Origin of the sequence: Frondihabitans sp. Leaf304, from assembly GCF_001423105.1 — a bacterium.
GTDB lineage: Bacteria > Actinomycetota > Actinomycetes > Actinomycetales > Microbacteriaceae > Frondihabitans.
Genome location: NZ_LMNV01000003.1, coordinates 489,451 through 507,406, shown reverse-complemented (window position 1 = coordinate 507,406; position 17,956 = coordinate 489,451). Strand labels below are relative to the sequence as shown.

Annotated in this window: 16 protein-coding genes; 6 read left to right on the top strand and 10 right to left on the bottom strand. The window is 67.3% G+C overall.

The window, feature by feature from the left end; genetic code table 11:
- Nucleotides 1-13 precede the first annotated feature (13 nt).
- From nrdH to nrdF, 4 genes are all read left to right on the top strand, one after another.
- Nucleotides 14-247, top strand: a complete 234-nt coding sequence (gene nrdH / locus ASF54_RS12655; protein WP_055963503.1) for a glutaredoxin-like protein NrdH — start codon at nt 14-16, stop codon at nt 245-247.
- A 39-nt stretch (nt 248-286) separates the two neighbouring features.
- On the top strand, nt 287-721 hold the full coding sequence (gene nrdI / locus ASF54_RS12650; RefSeq protein ID WP_123943099.1) for a class Ib ribonucleoside-diphosphate reductase assembly flavoprotein NrdI: 435 nt from the start codon (nt 287-289) through the stop codon (nt 719-721).
- Between the two features lie 20 nt (nt 722-741).
- Nucleotides 742-2,847, top strand: coding sequence for a class 1b ribonucleoside-diphosphate reductase subunit alpha (gene nrdE / locus ASF54_RS12645; RefSeq protein ID WP_055963499.1), 2,106 nt, complete (start codon nt 742-744; stop codon nt 2,845-2,847).
- Nucleotides 2,848-2,965: 118 nt separating this feature from the next.
- Entirely contained in the window at nt 2,966-3,967 is a 1,002-nt protein-coding gene (gene nrdF, locus ASF54_RS12640) for a class 1b ribonucleoside-diphosphate reductase subunit beta (RefSeq protein WP_370275181.1), read from the top strand.
- 118 nt (nt 3,968-4,085) lie between these two features.
- Here the strand turns inward: nrdF and ASF54_RS12635 are convergent, their stop codons facing one another.
- Nucleotides 4,086-5,588, bottom strand: coding sequence for a CitMHS family transporter (locus ASF54_RS12635; RefSeq protein WP_055963496.1), 1,503 nt, complete (start codon nt 5,586-5,588; stop codon nt 4,086-4,088).
- 155 nt (nt 5,589-5,743) lie between these two features.
- On the opposite strand from ASF54_RS12635, the gene ASF54_RS12630 reads away from it, so the two are divergent.
- A complete protein-coding gene (locus ASF54_RS12630) occupies nt 5,744-7,462 on the top strand; it encodes a sensor histidine kinase (protein WP_235481061.1) in 1,719 nt (572 codons plus the stop codon).
- Nucleotides 7,459-8,118: a response regulator gene (locus ASF54_RS12625; RefSeq protein WP_055963493.1), complete on the top strand. Its 660-nt coding sequence runs from the start codon at nt 7,459-7,461 to the stop codon at nt 8,116-8,118. Before ASF54_RS12630 ends, ASF54_RS12625 begins: the two co-directional genes overlap by 4 nt.
- A gap of 27 nt (nt 8,119-8,145) precedes the next feature.
- Here ASF54_RS12625 and ASF54_RS16465 read toward each other — a convergent pair whose 3' ends face one another.
- From ASF54_RS16465 to ASF54_RS12585, 9 genes are all read right to left on the bottom strand, one after another.
- The gene (locus ASF54_RS16465; RefSeq protein ID WP_157510173.1) at nt 8,146-8,313 is read right to left on the bottom strand and encodes a hypothetical protein; all 168 of its coding nucleotides are present in this window, start codon (nt 8,311-8,313) and stop codon (nt 8,146-8,148) included.
- Between the two features lie 27 nt (nt 8,314-8,340).
- Nucleotides 8,341-9,105: a class I SAM-dependent methyltransferase gene (locus tag ASF54_RS12620; protein WP_055963492.1), complete on the bottom strand. Its 765-nt coding sequence runs from the start codon at nt 9,103-9,105 to the stop codon at nt 8,341-8,343.
- Between the two features lie 94 nt (nt 9,106-9,199).
- Nucleotides 9,200-10,453 carry a kynureninase gene (locus ASF54_RS12615; protein ID WP_055963487.1) on the bottom strand — a complete coding sequence of 418 codons (1,254 nt, stop codon included), beginning with the start codon at nt 10,451-10,453 and terminating at the stop codon, nt 9,200-9,202.
- Nucleotides 10,450-11,520, bottom strand: coding sequence for a hypothetical protein (locus tag ASF54_RS12610; RefSeq protein WP_055963484.1), 1,071 nt, complete (start codon nt 11,518-11,520; stop codon nt 10,450-10,452). Before ASF54_RS12610 ends, ASF54_RS12615 begins: the two co-directional genes overlap by 4 nt.
- Nucleotides 11,521-11,771: 251 nt before the next feature.
- A complete protein-coding gene (arfA, locus tag ASF54_RS12605) occupies nt 11,772-13,307 on the bottom strand; it encodes an arabinosylfuranosidase ArfA (protein ID WP_055963481.1) in 1,536 nt (511 codons plus the stop codon).
- Nucleotides 13,308-13,408: 101 nt separating this feature from the next.
- Nucleotides 13,409-14,323: a carbohydrate ABC transporter permease gene (locus ASF54_RS12600; RefSeq protein ID WP_055963478.1), complete on the bottom strand. Its 915-nt coding sequence runs from the start codon at nt 14,321-14,323 to the stop codon at nt 13,409-13,411.
- Between the two features lie 2 nt (nt 14,324-14,325).
- The gene (locus tag ASF54_RS12595; RefSeq protein WP_055963475.1) at nt 14,326-15,279 is read right to left on the bottom strand and encodes a carbohydrate ABC transporter permease; all 954 of its coding nucleotides are present in this window, start codon (nt 15,277-15,279) and stop codon (nt 14,326-14,328) included.
- Nucleotides 15,280-15,313: 34 nt separating this feature from the next.
- Entirely contained in the window at nt 15,314-16,660 is a 1,347-nt protein-coding gene (locus ASF54_RS12590) for an extracellular solute-binding protein (protein ID WP_055963472.1), read from the bottom strand.
- Between the two features lie 202 nt (nt 16,661-16,862).
- On the bottom strand, nt 16,863-17,870 hold the full coding sequence (locus ASF54_RS12585) for a LacI family DNA-binding transcriptional regulator (protein WP_055963469.1): 1,008 nt from the start codon (nt 17,868-17,870) through the stop codon (nt 16,863-16,865).
- Nucleotides 17,871-17,956 lie beyond the last annotated feature (86 nt).

Genomic DNA, 17,956 nt, shown 5'->3' with positions numbered 1-17,956 from the left:
CTAGGGGAGAACCATGGCGATCACCGTCTACACCAAGCCGTCCTGCGTCCAGTGCACGGCTACCTACCGCGCCCTCGACAACAAGGGCATCGAGTACGAGATCTTCGATGTCTCCGTCGACGAGAAGGCCCTCGAGACCGTCAAGGCCCTCGGCTACCTCCAGGCGCCCGTCGTCGTCACCGACGAAGACCACTGGAGCGGATTCCGCCCCGACAAGATCGCCGGCCTCGCCGCCGCGATCGCGTAAAGCGCGTTTCTTTCCCCACCGATCGAGAGGAGTCCGGCCGTGCAACTCGCGACGACATCGACTCACCTCATCTACTTCTCGAGCGTCTCGGGCAATACCGCCCGATTCGTTGAGAAGCTCGGGCTCCCCGCTGAGCGCATTCCGCTCTTCCCCAGTGAAGAGCCGCTTCAGGCGCGCGACCCCTACGTCCTCGTCCTCCCCACCTACGGTGGCGGCGAAGGGCGAGGTGCCGTTCCCAAGCAGGTCATCCGGTTCCTCAACGACGAGGGCAACCGAAACCTAATCCGCGGAGTCATCGCGGCCGGGAACACCAACTTCGGAGAGGGGTACTGCCTCGCCGGCGACATCATCGCCGCCAAGTGCCAAGTGCCCCTGCTCTACCGTGTCGAGGTCTTCGGCACGCCAGACGACGTACAAGCAGTGCAAGAAGGATTGGATCGATTTTGGACACAGCAGTCGACGACCTCGAGGTAATCGCCGGGCCGAACAGCGGGATGGATTACCACTCGCTCAACGCCATGCTCAACCTCTACGGCCCGAACGGTGAAATCCAGTTCGACAAAGACCGCGAGGCAGCGAAGCAGTACTTCCTGCAGCACGTGAACCAGAACACCGTCTTCTTCCACAACCTGAAGGAGCGCCTCGATTACCTGGTCGAGAACCAGTACTACGAGCAGGCCACGATCGACCTGTACTCGTTCGACTTCATCGAGAAGCTCAACGAGCTCGCCTACTCCAAGAAGTTCCGCTTCCAGACCTTCCTCGGCGCCTTCAAGTACTACACCTCGTACACGCTCAAGACGTTCGACGGAAAGCGCTACCTCGAGCGCTTCGAAGACCGCGTGGTGATGACGGCTCTCGGCCTCGCCCAGGGTGACGAGAAGCTCGCCGTCGACCTCGTCGAAGAGATCATCGCCGGGCGCTTCCAGCCCGCGACGCCGACGTTCCTCAACACGGCCAAGGCGCAGCGCGGCGAGCTCGTCAGCTGCTTCCTGTTGCGCATCGAAGACAACATGGAGTCGATCTCGCGCGGCATCAACTCGTCGCTGCAGCTCTCCAAGCGCGGTGGCGGCGTGGCCCTGTCGCTGTCCAACATCCGTGAGGCCGGCGCCCCGATCAAGCAGATCGAAAACCAGTCGTCGGGCATCATCCCCGTCATGAAGCTCCTCGAAGACAGCTTCAGCTACGCCAACCAGCTCGGAGCCCGCCAGGGCGCTGGCGCCGTCTACCTGAGCGCTCACCACCCCGACATTCTGCGGTTCCTCGACACCAAGCGCGAGAACGCCGACGAGAAGATCCGCATCAAGACGCTGTCCCTCGGCGTGGTCGTGCCCGACATCACCTTCGAGCTCGCCAAAAAAGACGAAGACATGTACCTCTTCTCGCCGTACGACGTCGAGCGCGTCTACGGGGTTCCCTTCGGCGACATCTCCATCTCTGACAAGTACCGCGAGATGGTCGACGACAGCCGCATCAAGAAGACCAAGATCAACGCTCGCGAGTTCTTCCAGACCATCGCCGAGATCCAGTTCGAGTCGGGCTACCCCTACATCGTGTTCGAAGACACGGTGAACAAGGCCAACCCGATCAAGGGCCGGATCAACATGTCGAACCTGTGCTCTGAGATCCTCCAGGTCAACACGCCGACCACCTTCAACGAAGACCTCTCGTACAACGAGATCGGCAAAGACATCTCGTGCAACCTCGGGTCGATGAACATCGCCCTGTCGATGGACAGCGACAACTTCGGCCGCACCGTCGAGACCGCGATCCGCGGCCTCAGCGCGGTCAGCGACATGAGCCACATCGCTTCCGTCCGCTCGATCGAGGTCGGCAACGACTCGTCGCACGCCATCGGCCTCGGCCAGATGAACCTCCACGGCTACCTGGCACGCGAGCGCGTGCACTACGGCAGCGAAGAGGCGATCGACTTCACGAACATCTACTTCTACACGGTGCTGTTCCACGCCCTCCGCGCATCCAACCGGATTGCCATCGAGCGCAAAGTCACCTTCGGGGGCTTCGAAGATTCGAAGTACGCCGACGGATCCTTCTTCGACAAGTACACCGAGCAGGAGTGGGTGCCCTCAACGGCCCGCGCCGCCGCGCTGTTCGCCGACGCCGACGTGACGATCCCGACGCAAGACGACTGGCGCGCACTCAAGCAGAGCGTCATGGAGCACGGCATCTACAACCAGAACCTCCAGGCTGTGCCGCCGACCGGGTCGATCTCGTACATCAACCACTCGACCTCGTCGATCCACCCGATCGCCTCGAAGATCGAGATTCGCAAGGAGGGCAAGCTGGGCCGCGTCTACTACCCCGCGCCCTTCATGACCAACGACAACCTCGACTACTACACCGACGCGTACGAGATCGGGCCGGAGAAGATCATCGACACGTACGCCGCGGCAACGCAGCACGTCGACCAGGGTCTCTCGCTCACGCTGTTCTTCAAAGACACCGCGACCACTCGCGACATCAACAAGGCGCAGATCTACGCATGGCGCAAGGGCATCAAGACGATCTACTACATCCGTCTTCGCCAGCTCGCACTCGAGGGCACCGAGGTCGACGGCTGCGTCAGCTGCATGCTGTAAAGCCCCGGCACGCTGACAAGCTCGGTGTGCTCTGACGGCCGCGGGTGCGGCGCCGAGTGTGGCGCACCCGCGGTTGTCTTCCCCCGTTTTGATCGCATAACGACTACAGGATCCTGAAATGACTGTTACAGACCCGGCCCACGCCATCGGCAAGAGCATCCCGCTCGTGCGTGCCGTGAGCGCGATCAACTGGAACCGCATCCACGACGACAAAGACGTCGAGGTCTGGAACCGGCTGGTCAACAACTTCTGGCTGCCCGAGAAGATCCCGCTGTCGAACGACGTGCAGTCGTGGAACACGCTGACCCCCGAAGAGCAGCAGCTCACCATGCGGGTGTTCACCGGGCTGACCCTGCTCGACACGATTCAGGGCACCGTTGGCGCGATCAGCCTGATCCCTGACGCGATCACGCCGCACGAAGAGTCGGTCTACACGAACATCGCGTTCATGGAGTCGGTTCACGCCAAGAGCTACTCGTCGATCTTCTCGACCCTCGCGTCGACCCCCGAAATCGACGACGCGTTCCGCTGGTCGGAGGAGAACGTCAACCTTCAGAAGAAGGCCCAGATCGTTCTCGACTACTACACCGGCGACGACCCCCTGAAGCGGAAGGTCGCCTCGACACTGCTCGAGTCGTTCCTCTTCTACTCGGGCTTCTACCTGCCCATGTACTGGTCGTCGCGCGCCAAGCTGACCAACACCGCCGACATGATCCGCCTCATCATCCGCGACGAGGCCGTGCACGGGTACTACATCGGCTACAAGTTCCAGAAGGGGCTCGAAGGCGCCTCCGACGAGCGCAAGCAAGAGATCAAGGACTACACGTTCAATCTCCTCTTCGAGCTCTACGACAACGAGGTGCAGTACACCCAAGACCTCTACGACTCGGTCGGGCTGACCGAAGACGTCAAGAAGTTCCTGCACTACAACGCCAACAAGGCGCTGATGAACCTGGGCTACGAGCCGATGTTCCCGAAAGACGTCACCGACGTGAACCCGGCAATCCTGTCGGCCCTTTCGCCGAACGCCGACGAGAACCACGACTTCTTCTCGGGCTCCGGCTCGTCGTACGTGATCGGCAAGGCCGAGACCACCGAAGACGAGGACTGGGACTTCTAACAAGTCGGCTCTCTTCGCTAGAAGTCTCGAAACGGCCAAAACCACCTGCCGCGGCAGGTGGTTTTGGCCGTTTGGCGTCGGGTAGCGCAGTGCGTCGGAACCCTGACCCCGAGCAAGCTCAGCCGAACGGAATGCACCCCACGATGACGCCGACCGCGAGCATCGCCAACGCCACGACGGCCGCACGCCACAGCACCTTCCGGTGGTGGTCGCCGAGGTTGACGTTCGCGAGTGACACCAGCAGCAGAATGGCCGGCACGAGCGGGCTCTGCAGGTGCACCGGCTGCCCGACCACCGACGCGCGGGCCATCTCGACCGGGGTGATGCCGAACGCGGCAGCACTCTGCGACAGCACGGGCAAGATACCGAAGTAGAAGGCGTCGTTGCTCATGAAAAAGGTCAGCGGCAGGCTCAAAACGCCGGTGATCACGGCGAGATACGGGCCCATCGAGTCGGGGATCACCCGCACCAGCCAGTCGGCCATCGCATCGACCATGCCGGTGCCGTCGAGCACCCCGATGAGCACGCCCGCGGCGAAGACCATCGACACGACGCCGACGATGCTCGGCGCATGGGCCACGATCTCGGCCGACTGGCTCTTCACCTGCGGAAAGTTGACCAAAAGGGCGATGGCGGTCGCGACCATGAAGACGTAGGCGAGCGGCACGACGTCGAGCACGAGCACGACCATCACGGCGACTGTGAGCGCGAGGTTGAACCAGATCAGCTTCGGGCGGAGCGTGGGGCGGTCGGGATCGAGCATCGTGTCGGCCAGGGTTCCTGAAGCCTCACCCCGTGGGCCGGATCCTTCGCCGTCGCCCACCTCGTCGGTGCCGTCGGCCCCCGCGCGACGCCCATCGGCCACTCCGCCGCGGAGCCCGAGGGCAACTGTCGAGCTCGTGAACATCGAGGATCCGTCGCCCCCGGCCAGGGCGAGAGCGCGCGACTTCCCGACACGGCCGGCTGCGCGACCGGCGGAGAGCACCTTCGATTCACCGAGCTCGACCAGCCCGAGGCGCTTGCGTTCGCGGAGGCCGAGGATCCAGGCGAAGCCGAACGCGAGGATCAGGCCCACGACGAGCGACGGTACGAGCGGCACGAAGATGTCAGCCGCGTCGACCTTGAGTGCCGCTGCGGCGCGTGCCGTCGGGCCGCCCCACGGGACGATGTTGAGTGTGCCGTTGGTGAGACCGGCGACGCAGGTGAGCACGACGGGGCTCATGCCGAGGCGCAGGTAGATCGGCAGCATCGCGGCCGTCACGACGATGAAGGTCGTCGATCCGTCGCCGTCGAGCGACACGGCGCCGGCGAGCAGGGCCGTGCCGAGCACGATCTTGGCGGGGTCGTTGCCGGTGACCCGCAGGATGAAGCGCACGAGCGGGTCGAAGAGCCCGACGTCGATCATGAGCCCGAAGAACATGATGGCAAACATGAGCAGGGCCGCCGTCGGCGCGAGCGTGCCGATGGCCTCGAGGATCATGTCGCCGAGCCCGAGACCGGCCCCGGTGAAGAGGCCGAAGATCGTCGGCACGATGATGAGGGCGAGCATGGGCGAGAGGCGCTTGGTCATGATCAGCACCATGAAGGCGATGACCATGCCGTAGCCGAGGAGGACGAGCATTGCGAGGACTCCTTTGTCCGGTGGTGTGCTCCCAGCACGCTAGGGGGGTCGCGTGGCTGCGTCGTGCTTTTGCGCATTGGTCGAGTACAGCGCGTTGGCCGCATTCTGCGCATTCTGCTCACGAGGGTGGGGCGAGAGTGCCTAGGCTGGGTCGCGTGATCGACGCTGACACGACGAGGCCGGAGACGGCACGACCCGCCCGCCGCGGTGCGCGCTTTGCGACGCAGCTGCTGGTGCTCCAGCTCGTCGTCGTGATCGTCGTGGTCGGTCTCACCAGCGCCGTCTTCTTCCGCATCGCAGTGCACCGCCTCGAGACCGGTGCCGAATCGACAGCGCTGGCAATTGCACAGAGCGTCGCCAGCGATACCGACCTGCGAAGCGAGGTCGCTCGACTGAGCGTCGACGGCACCGACCTCGATCGCGCGGCGTTGGCCGACGGCCCCGTCCAGGCGGGCGCTCTCGACACGGCCCGCCGCACGGGCGCGCTGTTCGTCGTCGTCACCGACGACAACGGAATCCGTCTCGCCCACCCCGACGTCGACCGGATCGGCGAGCTCGTCAGCACGAGTGCGGCAGCGGCCCTCCGCGGCGAAGAGACCGTGTCGTGGGATCGTGGCACCCTGGGCGAGTCGGCCCGCGCGAAGGTACCGATCTACGCGTCCGGCGCGGGAGCAGACTCGAAGCCCGTCGGCGAGGTCAGCGTCGGCTTCGCCCGAGCCCGCGTGTACGACTCGCTGATGCGCGACGCGATTCCTGTCTTCGGAGTAGGCCTGCTCGCGCTTCTGATCGGCATCGTCGCGTCGATTCTTATCCGCCGACGCCTAGTTCGCCTCACGCTCGGCCTCCAGCCCGAAGACCTGGTGTCACTCGTGCAGAACCAGCAGGCGGTGCTCGGCGGGTTCGGGGAGGGGGTGTTTGCGGTGTCACCGACGGGCGTGGTCACGGTCTGCAACGAGAGGGCGGCCGCGCTACTCGGAATTCAGGATCCGACGGGTCGACCGATCGAGGAGGCCTCGCTTCCGGGTGAGTTCCGTCGGATCCTGGGCTCGCCGTCGTCCGAGGGCGATAGCACGCTCGTGGTCGGCGCCCACGTGCTGCTCGTCGATGTGCGCCGCGTTGCGCGCGACGGCCATGACCTCGGGGTCGTGGCCGTCGTCCGCGACCGGACCGACGTCGAGGCGCTCTCGCGCCGGCTCGACGCGGTCGGCGCGATGACGACGGCTTTGCGGGCTCAGCGGCACGAGTTCGCCAACCGCCTGCACGCGGTGTCGGGGCTGCTCGAGATCGGTCAGGTCGAGCAGGCGCGCGGCTACCTCGCCGACGTCCTCGAGCGAGGGCCGCTCCGCTATCCCGTGAAGCACGCCGACCGGTTGACCGAGCCATATCTGCAGGCATTCCTCGGGGCGAAGGGCGTCGAGGCAGCCGAGCGCGGCGTGCTGCTGCAGCTCGGTGCCGAGACGCTCGTCGCAGGCGTCGTCGCCGAGCCGGGCGACGTCACGACCGTGCTCGGCAATCTCATCGACAACGCGGTCGCCGCGGCGGTGGCGGGCGACGTCAGCCCGGCGTGGGTCGAGATCGAAGTGCTCGACGACGGCTCCGATCTGCACCTCTCGGTGATGGACTCCGGCCGCGGTTTCAGGCCGAGTGCTGCCTCCGCGGATCCGTTCGAGCGGCGGCCGGGCCCTACCGACACGCCTCCGCAACCGGGGGCGAAGGATCCGGCGCACGGCCTCGGCTTCGGTCTGCCCCTATCGCGCGAGCTGGCTCGTCGCAGCGGCGGCGACGTGTGGCTCGCATCCGCCGGTGGCGACGATCACGGCGCGATCTTCTGCGCCCGCCTCGTCGCCGTCATGACCCCGGGAGGTCTCTCGTGAACGACCCCGATCTCGTCGTCCTCGTTGTCGACGACGACTTCTACGTGGCCGACCTGCATCGTCGGCAGGTCGACGAGCTGGCCGGATTCCGGGCACTCGCCCCCGTGGGTACGGCGGCCGAGGCGAGGCGCGTCGTCGCGGAATCGGCGGTCGACCTCGTGCTGCTCGATGTCTACCTGCCCGACGGCTCCGGGCTCGACCTGCTCCGCACCCTCGACACCGACGTGTTCGTGGTGAGCGCCGCCTCCGATCCCGCGACCGTCCGGTCGGCCCTTCGCCGCGGAGCTCTCGCCTACCTGATCAAACCCTTCTCGGCCGACCTGCTGGCCGAGCGGCTCCGCGCGTACCTGCGGTTCCGCAACGTGCTCGACGACCGCGGAACCCTCGATCAAGAGGCGGTCGAGCGGGGCCTGAGGATCCTGCACTCCGGCGATTCGAAAGCGGGCTCACCGTCGCGCGCGGCGACCGAGCGGAGTGTGCTCGACGTGCTCTCCCCGGGCGTCGAGCTGTCGGCGGCGGAGGTCGCGGAGCGCGTCGGGGTGAGCCGAGCGACGGCACAGCGCTACCTCGCCACCCTGTCGGCCGAGGGGCTGGCCCGGATGCGGCTGCACTACGGCACCACCGGGCGGCCCGAGCACCGCTACTCGGGCGTCTGACCGGCCGGCTTCAGGGTGCCGCTGGTCTCAGGGTGCCATCGTCGACGTCGGAGTGGGGGAGGGGGAGATGGTGCGCTGGGGGTCGGTCTTCGAGAACTCGCGACCGGCCACGAGGATCGCCCCGATGCCGATGCTCACGAACAGGGCCAGCACGACGACGATGCCGATGATGGCGAGAGTTCGGCGAGCGGGCACGGAGCGACCTTACTGGGCTTGAAGCGGTCAGGCGGGGAGCACGGCCCGCGAGCAGCGCGTCACGTACGGCAGGTCGACCGTCGCGCGGCCTGCGGTGTCGGGGTGCGTCTCGAGCAGCTCGCGCACCCGGGCGAGCTGCGCCTCCCGCTCGGCCTCGGGCAACGTGATGACGTAGCTGCGCGAGGCCACCATGGCGACGACCTCGTCGTGCGTCATCGGGTTGACCCAGGCGAAGTCGCGCCGCTCGACGGGGAGGAAGGGCGGGCCCACGCGCGGCTCCTCTGATTCGAGTTCGCTCTCGGACGCCGCGTCGATGATCTCGTCGAGCGCTCTGGACCACGGGGTGCTCGTGTCGCGGATGTTCCACAGCAGGGCGAGGACTCCGCCGGGCTTCAGCACACGCGCTGCCTCGGGGACGGCGCGCTCGGGATCGACCCAGTGCCAGGCCTGGGCGGCGAAGATTGCATCGGCGCTCTCACCGTCGACCGGCATGCGCTCGGCCGATCCCGGAAGCGCCTGCGCCCCGGGCACGGCACGGATGAGCGTCTCGCGCATCTTCTCGGACGGCTCGACCGCGGTGACACGCGGCACCCGCTGGACCAGCAGCCGGGTGAGCTTGCCGGTGCCGGCCCCGAGGTCGACGACGTGCTGGGCGCCCTCGGGTAGGAGCCACTCGACGGCCTCGGCCGGGTACGACGGGCGCCCTCGCTCGTAGACGTCGGCGGCCGAGCCGAAGGAGGTGGCGTTGGCTGCATGTCGCTGGTCGGGTTCGAAGGCGTCGCCGGAGTTCATGCCTCCACTGTGCCACTCGAGCCTGGTCGTGAGACCTCAGAAACAACCGATCCTGTCGCCGCTCGACGGTCGAATTTGAGGTCTCACGGGCGACCTACGCGAGGGCGGAGCGGATCGCAGCGACGCCAGCGCGCACCTCGGCGAAGGTGGTGGAGAGCGGCGAGAGACCGAGGCGAAGGGCGTCGGGATTGCGGAAGTCGGGGATCACCCCGGCCTGCCAGAGCGACGGCAGAATCTCGCGGAACGCCGGATGTGTGACCGTAACGTGGCTGCCTCGGATCCTGGTGTCTCTGGGGGTCGCCACACGGACCCCGAGCGGCACGAGCCACTCGTCGACCAGAGCGAAGGCGTAGTCGGTGAGAGCGAGCGACTTGGTGCGGATCGCCTCGATTCCGGCCTCCTCGATCTGATCGAGCATGTCGCGGAGCGGGAGCATGCCGACGATCGGGGGAGTGCCGCTGATGAAGCGGCGGACGCTCGGCGCGGGCTCGTACGACGCGGCCATCGCGAAGACGTCGGCGGCGCCCATCCAGCCCTGGATCGGCTGCTCGAGCACCTCCTGCAGCTCTCGGCGCACGTAGGCGAACGCGGGAGCGCCGGGGCCACCGTTCAAGAACTTGTAGCTGCAGCCGACGGCGAGGTCGACGCCCGAGTCGTCGAGCGACATCGGCACGACTCCCGCCGAGTGGCAGAGATCCCAGACGACGAGTGCCCCGGCGTCGTGCGCGATTCGAGTGATCTCGGTGAGATCGGCCAGGTAGCCCGACCGGTACGACACGTGGTTGACGAGCACGACGGCCGTGCGCTCGGAGACCGCTTCGGCCACCAGCTCGGGAGTCACGCCGAGAGTCGGGTCGACGCTCACCCAGCGGATCGAGCCGCCCCGCTCGCGCGCGATGCCCTCGACGACGAACCGGTCGGTCGGAAACTGGTCGTCGTCGATGACGATCTCGTCGCGGCCCGACTCCTGCCCGTGGTCGAGAGCGGCGCGAAGTAGCTTGTAGAGCAGCACGGTCGTCGAGTCGCCGATCACGGTCTGACCGGCGGCTGCGCCGAGCACCAAGGATCCGAGACGGTCACCGAGCGACGTCGGTGCGTCCATCCACTGGTCGTCCCAGGAGCGGATCAGGCGGGTGCCCCAGTCGTGGGCGAGGAACGACGCGATGCGTTCGCCGGTGGCCTTGAGTGGCCGGCCGAGCGAATTTCCGTCGAGGTAGGCGACGACGCCCTCGGCTGGCACGAAGCGCTCGGCGAAGTGCGCGAGCGGGTCGGCTGCGTCGAGCGGTGCGGCGTCCAGGTGGCTCTCATCGGAGCGGCTGCTTTCGGGGGCGATGGTCGGGTGCGTCATTCGGCTTCTCTCACGAGGGCGGGCAAAGTCAGGATCCGACTGGTCGCCAGATCGGCGATCGTCGCGGGTCGATCGGGCATCCACGTCACGAGGCGCGTGTCGTAGCCGGGCTCACCGCTGCCGGGTGTCAGCGAACCCAGCACGGCGTCGGGCGTCAGCCCGGCGGCGCTCAGCCCCGCGAGCTCGATGCCGTTGAGGCCCAGCGGTAGCTCGCCATTGCCGAGGTCGGTGCCGTAGAGCACGGAGCCGCCGCGGGCGTGGAAGCGGGCGAGGTTGTCGACGGCGATGTCGTAGGCGTCGCCGCCCTGGCCGTTGGCGCCGGAGGGGCGGGCGTGGATCGCGAGCGTCGAGATCCAGGTCATCGAGCGGGCGAGGTCGTTGAGGAGGTCGTCGTCGAGGCGCTCCGAGAACGGCGTGTGGGCCAGGGCGTCGACGCGGGCTCGGGCCGCGCGGCGGGTCTGGCCGAGGCCCTGCGCGTGGGCGACGACCGGGAGGCCGGCGTCGTGGGCGACACCGACGACGGCGTCGAGAGTCTCGTCGCTCCAGACGGGGCCGGCGTCGGAGTTGAGGGTGATCTTGACGATGCTCGCGCCGACGGCTCTCACGTCGTCGATCGCGTGCTTCGCGTCGTCGCTGGTTGCGACGGCGACGGCCGCCGCTGCCGGAGCCCACGCCGACCGGCTGGGGTAGCCGCCAGGTGCTCCGAGCAGCGGGCCCGCCATCGACACCTCGGGCCAGCCGCTCTCGGGGTCGGCGCCGAGGTTCGGCCAGCTCTTTGCCTGTGCGGGATCCCACCCCAGATCGACCACGCGGCCGATGCCACCGGCGACCAGAGCGCCGGCATCGATTAGACCGAGGTGCACGTGCGAGTCGGTGAAGGGGGCGAGCACGACGCCCCGGAGGTGGCCGTCGGGTTCTGTTCTCCTGGGGTCGCTGTCGGAGTCGCTGCCCGGGTCGCTGGCGAGCGCGTGGGCCGGCCCGGCGTATCGCAGCCGCCCGGCCTCGATGGTCAGCGCGCTGGGCCCGCGCCAGCCGCCGAACCAGGCGTCGTCGCAGGTGAGGAGCATGACTCCATCCTGCCGTGCTCCGCCGACATCGTCCGCGACAGGCCGCTCGTCCGCCGATCGGCGTCGCTGTCGGCGCCCGGAGTGACGCCAAATGCCGGGGAGGCCAGGCCGCAGACGGCATTAGGCGGCACTCGATGGCCACTCAGGCGTACCGGCGGCCGGTGAGCAGCGCGGCACTGGCCGAACCCGGGCACTACGCTCGGCGCATGCTGATCCGCAGCCGTCGGCCTGCACGTCATGCACCTGCGCTTCTAGCCCTTCGACACCTCGATCTCGACGACCGCCCACGAGAGAGCCGGCAGGCGCAGCGTCGCGGTCGAGCCGTCAACGACGACTCCGTCGAGCGGCACGAGGCCGACCGCGTCTTGAGCGTCCAGCGTGTTGGCGGTCAGGCGCGTGCCACCCGACGGGATCTCGAGCAGCTCGGCGCGAAGCACCCGTCCGCCGACGAACCCGTTCAGCGCGACGGTCACGTCGGCCGCCTCGTCGAGTCCGCGGTTGGCCAGGAACAGCGCGACGCGTCCGTTCTGCTCGTCGAAGGTCGCACTCACGTCGACCTGGTCGGCGTCGCCGAACTGCTTCGACGACACCTTGTCGCTCGTGGTCGCGGTGCGGAGGATCTCGCCGCGCGCCAGAGCCGCCATGCGGGCGAACGGCCAGAAGATGGTCTGCTTCCAGGCCGGACCGTTCTCTTCGGAGCGGATCGGGGCGATCACGTTGACGAGCTGCGCCTGGTTCGCGATCGACACGCGGTCGCCGTGCCTCAGCAGCGAGTTGAGCAGCGTGCCCACTACGACGGCGTCGGTCACGTTGTAGGTGTCTTCGATGAGGCGGGGGTGCTCACGCCACGACTGTGACACGGCGCCGGGCTGGTCGTCGGTCTCGAGCCCGGTCTGGTACCAGACGTTCCACTCGTCGAAAGAGAGGTTGATGTACTTCTTGGCCTTGCGCTTCGCCCGGACCGCATCGCACGTCGCGACGACCGACTCGATGAAGTAGTCCATGTCGACGGCCGACGCCAGGAACGACGAGGCGTCGCCGTCGTGCTCCTGGTAGTACGCGTGCATCGACATGTAGTCGACCTCGTCGTAGGCGTGCGACAGCACCGTGTGCTCCCACGAACCGAACGTCGGCATGCCCGAGTTCGACGAGCCGACCGCGACGAGCTCGATCGACGGGTCGACGAAGCGCATGGCCTTACCGGCCTCCTGCGCGAGGCGGCCGTACTCCTCGGCGGTTTTGTGGCCGATCTGCCAGGGGCCGTCGAGCTCATTGCCGAGACACCAGAGCTTGATGTCGAAGGGATCCTTCGAACCGTTCGCGATGCGCCTGTCGGAGAGCGCGGTGCCACCGGGGTGGTTCGCGTACTCGACGATCTCACGGGCCGCGTCGACGCCGCGCGTGCCGAGGTTGATCGCCTCCATCACCTCGACGTCGGCGTCTTTCGACCACTCGACGAACTCGTGCAGGCCGAAGGCGTTGGTCTCGACGGTGTGCCACGCGCCGTCGAGGCGGCGCGGGCGCTCCTCGACCGGGCCGACGCCGTCTTCCCAGTTGTAACCCGAGACGAAGTTGCCGCCGGGATAGCGGACGACCGTGGGGCCGAGCTCCTTGACCAGCTTCAGCACGTCCTGGCGGAAGCCGCGCTCGTCGGCCTCGGGGTGACCCGGCTCGTAGATGCCGGTGTAGACGCAGCGTCCCATGTGCTCGACGAACGAGCCGAACAGGCGGCGGGGCACCGGTCCGATCGTGAAGTCGCGGTCGATGACAATGCGCGCGGAGGGCATAGGGATCCTTACGTGGGTGGTGGGTGGTGTGGTGCAGAAGAAACGAGAGCGCAGGATCCCGGTGCTGCGGATCCTGTGCCCGTCGCGTATCGAACTCGGGGTCAGCCCTTGAGGCCGGACCCCGTGATCCCCTCGACGATCTGACGCTGGAACGCCAGGTAGAGGATGACCAGCGGCAGAGCCGCGAGGAGAGCGCCGGCCTGGATGTCGGCGTAGCGCTGACCGAAACTGCCCTGCACGGTGGCGAGACCGACCGGGATGGTCATCAGGTTCGGGTTGGAGAGGACGAACAGCGGCAGGAGCAGGTTGTTCCAGACGCCGACGAAGGTGAGGATGATCACGGCCGCGATCACGGGGCGCGACAGCGGCATGATGACCGACCAGTAGACCTTCCAGAGGCCGGCGCCGTCGATGCGGGCCGCCTCCTCCAGCTCCTTCGGGATGCCATCGAAGAACTGCTTGAAGATGAACACCGCGATGACGGCCGGCACCTGCGGGAAGATGACCGACCAGTAGGTGTTGAGCAGGTTGACGGCGCCGAGCTCCTGGAAGATCGGCACGATGAGCACCTGGCTGGGGATCATGATGCCCAGGATGATCAGCAGGAAGACGACGTTCTGGCCGCGGAATTTCAATCGCGACAGAGCGAACGCGGCCATCGACGCGAAGAGCACGGTCAGGGCCGCGGTCACCACGCTCGTGACTCCGCTCGCGAGGTACCAGTTCCAGATGTCGCCGGCCTGGAACAGCGCGGCGTACGAGTGGAGCGTCGGGTTCCAGGTCTTCAGGATGTCGGTTGCGCCGAGAGCAGCGACGCCGTTATCGGAGAGCGACGTCTTCAGTGCGAAGACGCTCGGAATCAACCAGACGATCGCGAAGACGGTCAGCACGATGGCCGACACGATGCTGAACGTGCGACCGCTCGTGCCCATGCGGGCGCCGGTGGGGCGGGCCGCCGGGGCTGCCGCAGACAGCGGCGATTTGGTGCGGCGTTCGGGAGCTGTGGTGAGAGCCATGATCAGGCCGCCTTTCGAACTGCCGCGCGGTCGACGAGCTGTCGGATGATGGCGATCGCGATGATGACGATGAGGAGGAGGACCGACGCGGCCGAGGCAGCTCCGAGACGGTTATCGGTGAAGCCCGTGCCCGTGACGAGCGTCAGGGCGACCGACGTCGAGATACCGGGACCGCCGGATGTCATCAGGTAGACCTGGTCGAAGATCTTGAGGCTGGCGACGATCTGCAGCAGCAGTACGAGCGTCGTGGTGCGGCTGAGCAGCGGGAGCGTGATGTAGCGGATCTGTTCCCAGGTCGTCGCTCCGTCGACCGCGGCGGCTTCGTACAGCTCGCGCGGAATCTCTTGCAGACCGGCCAGGTACAGCACGAAGTTGAAGCCGAGCGTCCACCAGATCGTGGCGATCGCGATGCCGATCATGGCCGTGTTCGGGCTGGCCAGCACGCCGGCTCCCGGAGTGATGCCGAAGATGCTCTGCGCGCTCGCCCAGAGGCCCGACCCCGGCGTGAAGATGAACACCCAGATGAGCGAGATGGTCGCCGACGGAAGGATGTACGGGAGGAAGAACGCGAGGCGGAAGAACCACTGCCCGCGGCGCACCCGGTTGGTGAGAATGGCCAGGAAGAACGCCAGGACCACCAGCGGCGGCGTCGTGTAGAGCGTGAACTGCAGCGTGTGCCACATCGAGCTCCAGAAATCCGCGCGACCGAGCATCTCGGCGTAGTTCGCGAGACCCGCGAACGACCCGAGCCCGGTGCGGACCGTCGACGTGTTGAAGAAGCTGGTGACGAACATCCAGACGGTCGGCCCGAGCAGGAACGCCAGGTAGAAGAGACCGAACGGGGCGAGGAACAGCCACGCGCCGCGGCCGTCGCCGCGCGAGAGCACGGAGTGCCTCTTCGGTCGGGCTTCTGGGGCGGCCGCTGCGCGGCGGGTGAGAGCGGGAGCGGCGGTCACGACGTTGTACCTCCTGGGGTCGGGGTGCGGGGAATCACAGCGGGCTGGGGGTGTTGGTGTAGACCTTGAGCTGGCCCTTGATGGCCGACAGCGCGGCCTGCGGCGAGCTCGAGAGCTGCTGGACGAGAGCTAGCTGAGCACCGACTGTCACTTCGAACGTCGAGCCGGATCCTCCGTACCAGGCGGGGTCGTCGTAGACCGCGTCTTCGGCCGCCTTCGAGTAGTCGGCCTGGGGTTCGAGGGTCTTGTACGCCGAACTGTCGAGGGTCGGCAGGTAGGCCGGAACGTGACCGCCCATCGCCCAGGTCTGGCTCTGGTCGAGCATCGACTTGATGAAGACCATCGCCTGCTTGCGCTGCGCCGGGGTGCGGTCTTTGCGGGGGAGCACGAACGTGTGCGAGTCGGCCTGCGCGGCCGGCTTGTCGAACAGGGTCGGCACGGGAACCATGCCGAACTTCAGGCCCTTGATCGACTGGGCCGTGGTGATCTCCCACTCTCCCTGGAGGAAGAAACCGGACTTGCCCGTGAACATCGCAGTCTGGGCACCGGCGTAGTCGAGGCCCTTGTTGAGCCACCCCTTCTTGACCCAGGAAGCGATCCGCTCCATGACCTTCGCGTAGGCGTCGTCGTTGACCGTGATCTTGGAGCCGTTGTCGGAGAGGAAGGGGGTGGCCCCGGTGATCTGCCAGTACAGCGTCTGGAACACGCGCCACGGCGTCGCGGTCTCGCTGACGTTGGCGACCGTGATCGCCGTGCCACCGGTCACCTTGCTGATGGCCGCGAGAGCTGCCTCGAAGGTGTCGAGCCCGGTGAGGTCTTTCAGCTTGCCGTCGCTGTCGAGGAGGCCCGCCTTCTTCATCACGTCGCTGTTGTAGAACATCACCAGCGGGTGGGTGTCGAGGGGGATCGCGATGTTCTTGCCGTCGGTCTTCTGGGCGTCCCACGACTTGGCGTTGAACGAGTCGGCCGAGAGCCCGACGGAGGCGAGGTCGGCGTCGGTGATGGGCTCGAGGATGTCGCCGTCGTAGAGCGGCTTCGCGCGGGTGAGGTGGGCGACCGCGACATCCGGCGGCTTGTTGCCGACCGTGGCGAGGGTCAGTTTCGAGTAGTACGGGTTGCCCCAGGCGAAGACCGTGGCCTGCAGCGACTTGGTGCCGCCGTTGGCCTTGCGGTAGCCGGCCTCCATGGTCTGCATGCGGCTGCCGTCTCCGCCGCCGAACAGGTTCCAGAAGATGAGCTGCTCGGGGTTGAGTGGCGAGCCGAAGAGGCCCGCGCCGAGCGGGGTGCTGGAGCAGCCGGCGAGGGCCACCGCTCCGGCCGTTGCGAGACCCGCGGTGAGCAGACTGCGCCGGGTGAACGTGGACGATGGACGGGGTGCCATTTCGACCTCCTTGTCGGTGGGCAACGTGAGTCTGCGGTGCCGCCGTCGGGGGGAGTGTCGACTGCGCCGCGCTGCGCTGGTGACGACTATTACATCGTTGTAACCCTGCGTCAAGTGCCCTGCGCGAATCGTCGCTCGCGGGCTGCATGAGAACGGCCCGCGGGCGGTTCTCATGCAGCCTGAGAACGGCCGGCGGGCGGTTTCAGTGCCGCGTGCGGGTCGACGCCCGCGACACGATGTCGTGCGGGATCGCGACGTATCGCGGCGCCAGGGTCCGGTCGGACACCCGAGCGGCGAGCAGGCTTAGCGTCTGATCGGCGAAGGCCCGCTTGTCGAAGGTGACGGTGGTCAGCGGCGGCGTCGAGAACCGCGAGTCGGCGATGTCGTCAAAGCCCGCCACCGAGACGTCGCCCGGCACGCTGATGCCACGGGAGGCCAGTGCCGACAGCGCCCCGAGGGCCATCGAGTCGGTGAAGCAGAAGAAGGCGTCGACGTCGAGCCCGCGGTCGAGCGCCTCGAGCACCATGTGACGGCCCGACTCGGGCGACCACTCGCCCGAGAGCTCGAGCGAAGGATCCGTCGGAAGCCCGGCTGCTGCGATCGCCTGCCGGTATCCCTCGGTTCGCTGTCGATTAGAGGCGCTGTTGAACGCCGGCCCCACGGCTCCCACCGCAGCGATGCGGCGGTGCCCCAGGCTCAGCAGGTACGCGGTCATGTCACGCGCGGCGGAGATCGAGTCGACCGACACCTGGTCGACGAGGGTCTGTTCGACCTCGCCGATCACCACCACCGGCGGGAGCGAGTCGGCACCCACGATGGCGCTGGCCTCCAGGGTGACCGGGTTGAGCACGAGGCCGTCGACGAGGTGCTCCCGGCCCCGCGACAGCAGCTCGCGCTCGCGCTCGGGGCGCCGACCGGTCTCTTCGAGCTGCACGGCCCAGCCCAACTCGTGGGCTACCTCGACGAACCAGTGCAGCATCTCGGCGGTGTACATGGTGCCGAGGTCGGGGAACGCGAGTGCGATCGCGCCGGTGCGCCCGTTGCGGAGGCCGCGGGCGCTGAGGTTCGGCACGTACTGGAGCTCTTTGACGGCGGCCTCAACCCGCTCGCGCGTCTCGGGCCGGACGAACACGACGCCGTTGACCACGTTGGAGACGGTCTTCGGGCTTACCCCGGCCCGGGTCGCCACGTCTCGAACGGTTGCGCGCATTCGGCCAGGCTAGCGGGGCGGCGCGGGCCGGCGCGTTCCGAATTCGAAGGAGAAACCCGGGCTGGCACCCCGCCGATCGGCATGAA

Coding starts and splice junctions, on each gene's coding strand:
- nrdH (WP_055963503.1), top strand. CDS start 14: ATGGCGATCACCGTCTACACCAAGCCGTCCTGCGTCCAGTGCACGGCT.
- nrdE (WP_055963499.1), top strand. CDS start 742: ATGGATTACCACTCGCTCAACGCCATGCTCAACCTCTACGGCCCGAAC.
- nrdF (WP_370275181.1), top strand. CDS start 2,966: ATGACTGTTACAGACCCGGCCCACGCCATCGGCAAGAGCATCCCGCTC.
- ASF54_RS12635 (WP_055963496.1), bottom strand. CDS start 5,588: ATGCTCGTCCTCCTCGGCTACGGCATGGTCATCGCCTTCATGGTGCTG.
- ASF54_RS12620 (WP_055963492.1), bottom strand. CDS start 9,105: ATGAACTCCGGCGACGCCTTCGAACCCGACCAGCGACATGCAGCCAAC.
- ASF54_RS12615 (WP_055963487.1), bottom strand. CDS start 10,453: ATGACGCACCCGACCATCGCCCCCGAAAGCAGCCGCTCCGATGAGAGC.
- ASF54_RS12610 (WP_055963484.1), bottom strand. CDS start 11,520: ATGCTCCTCACCTGCGACGACGCCTGGTTCGGCGGCTGGCGCGGGCCC.
- arfA (WP_055963481.1), bottom strand. CDS start 13,307: ATGCCCTCCGCGCGCATTGTCATCGACCGCGACTTCACGATCGGACCG.
- ASF54_RS12600 (WP_055963478.1), bottom strand. CDS start 14,323: ATGGCTCTCACCACAGCTCCCGAACGCCGCACCAAATCGCCGCTGTCT.
- ASF54_RS12590 (WP_055963472.1), bottom strand. CDS start 16,660: ATGGCACCCCGTCCATCGTCCACGTTCACCCGGCGCAGTCTGCTCACC.
- ASF54_RS12585 (WP_055963469.1), bottom strand. CDS start 17,870: ATGCGCGCAACCGTTCGAGACGTGGCGACCCGGGCCGGGGTAAGCCCG.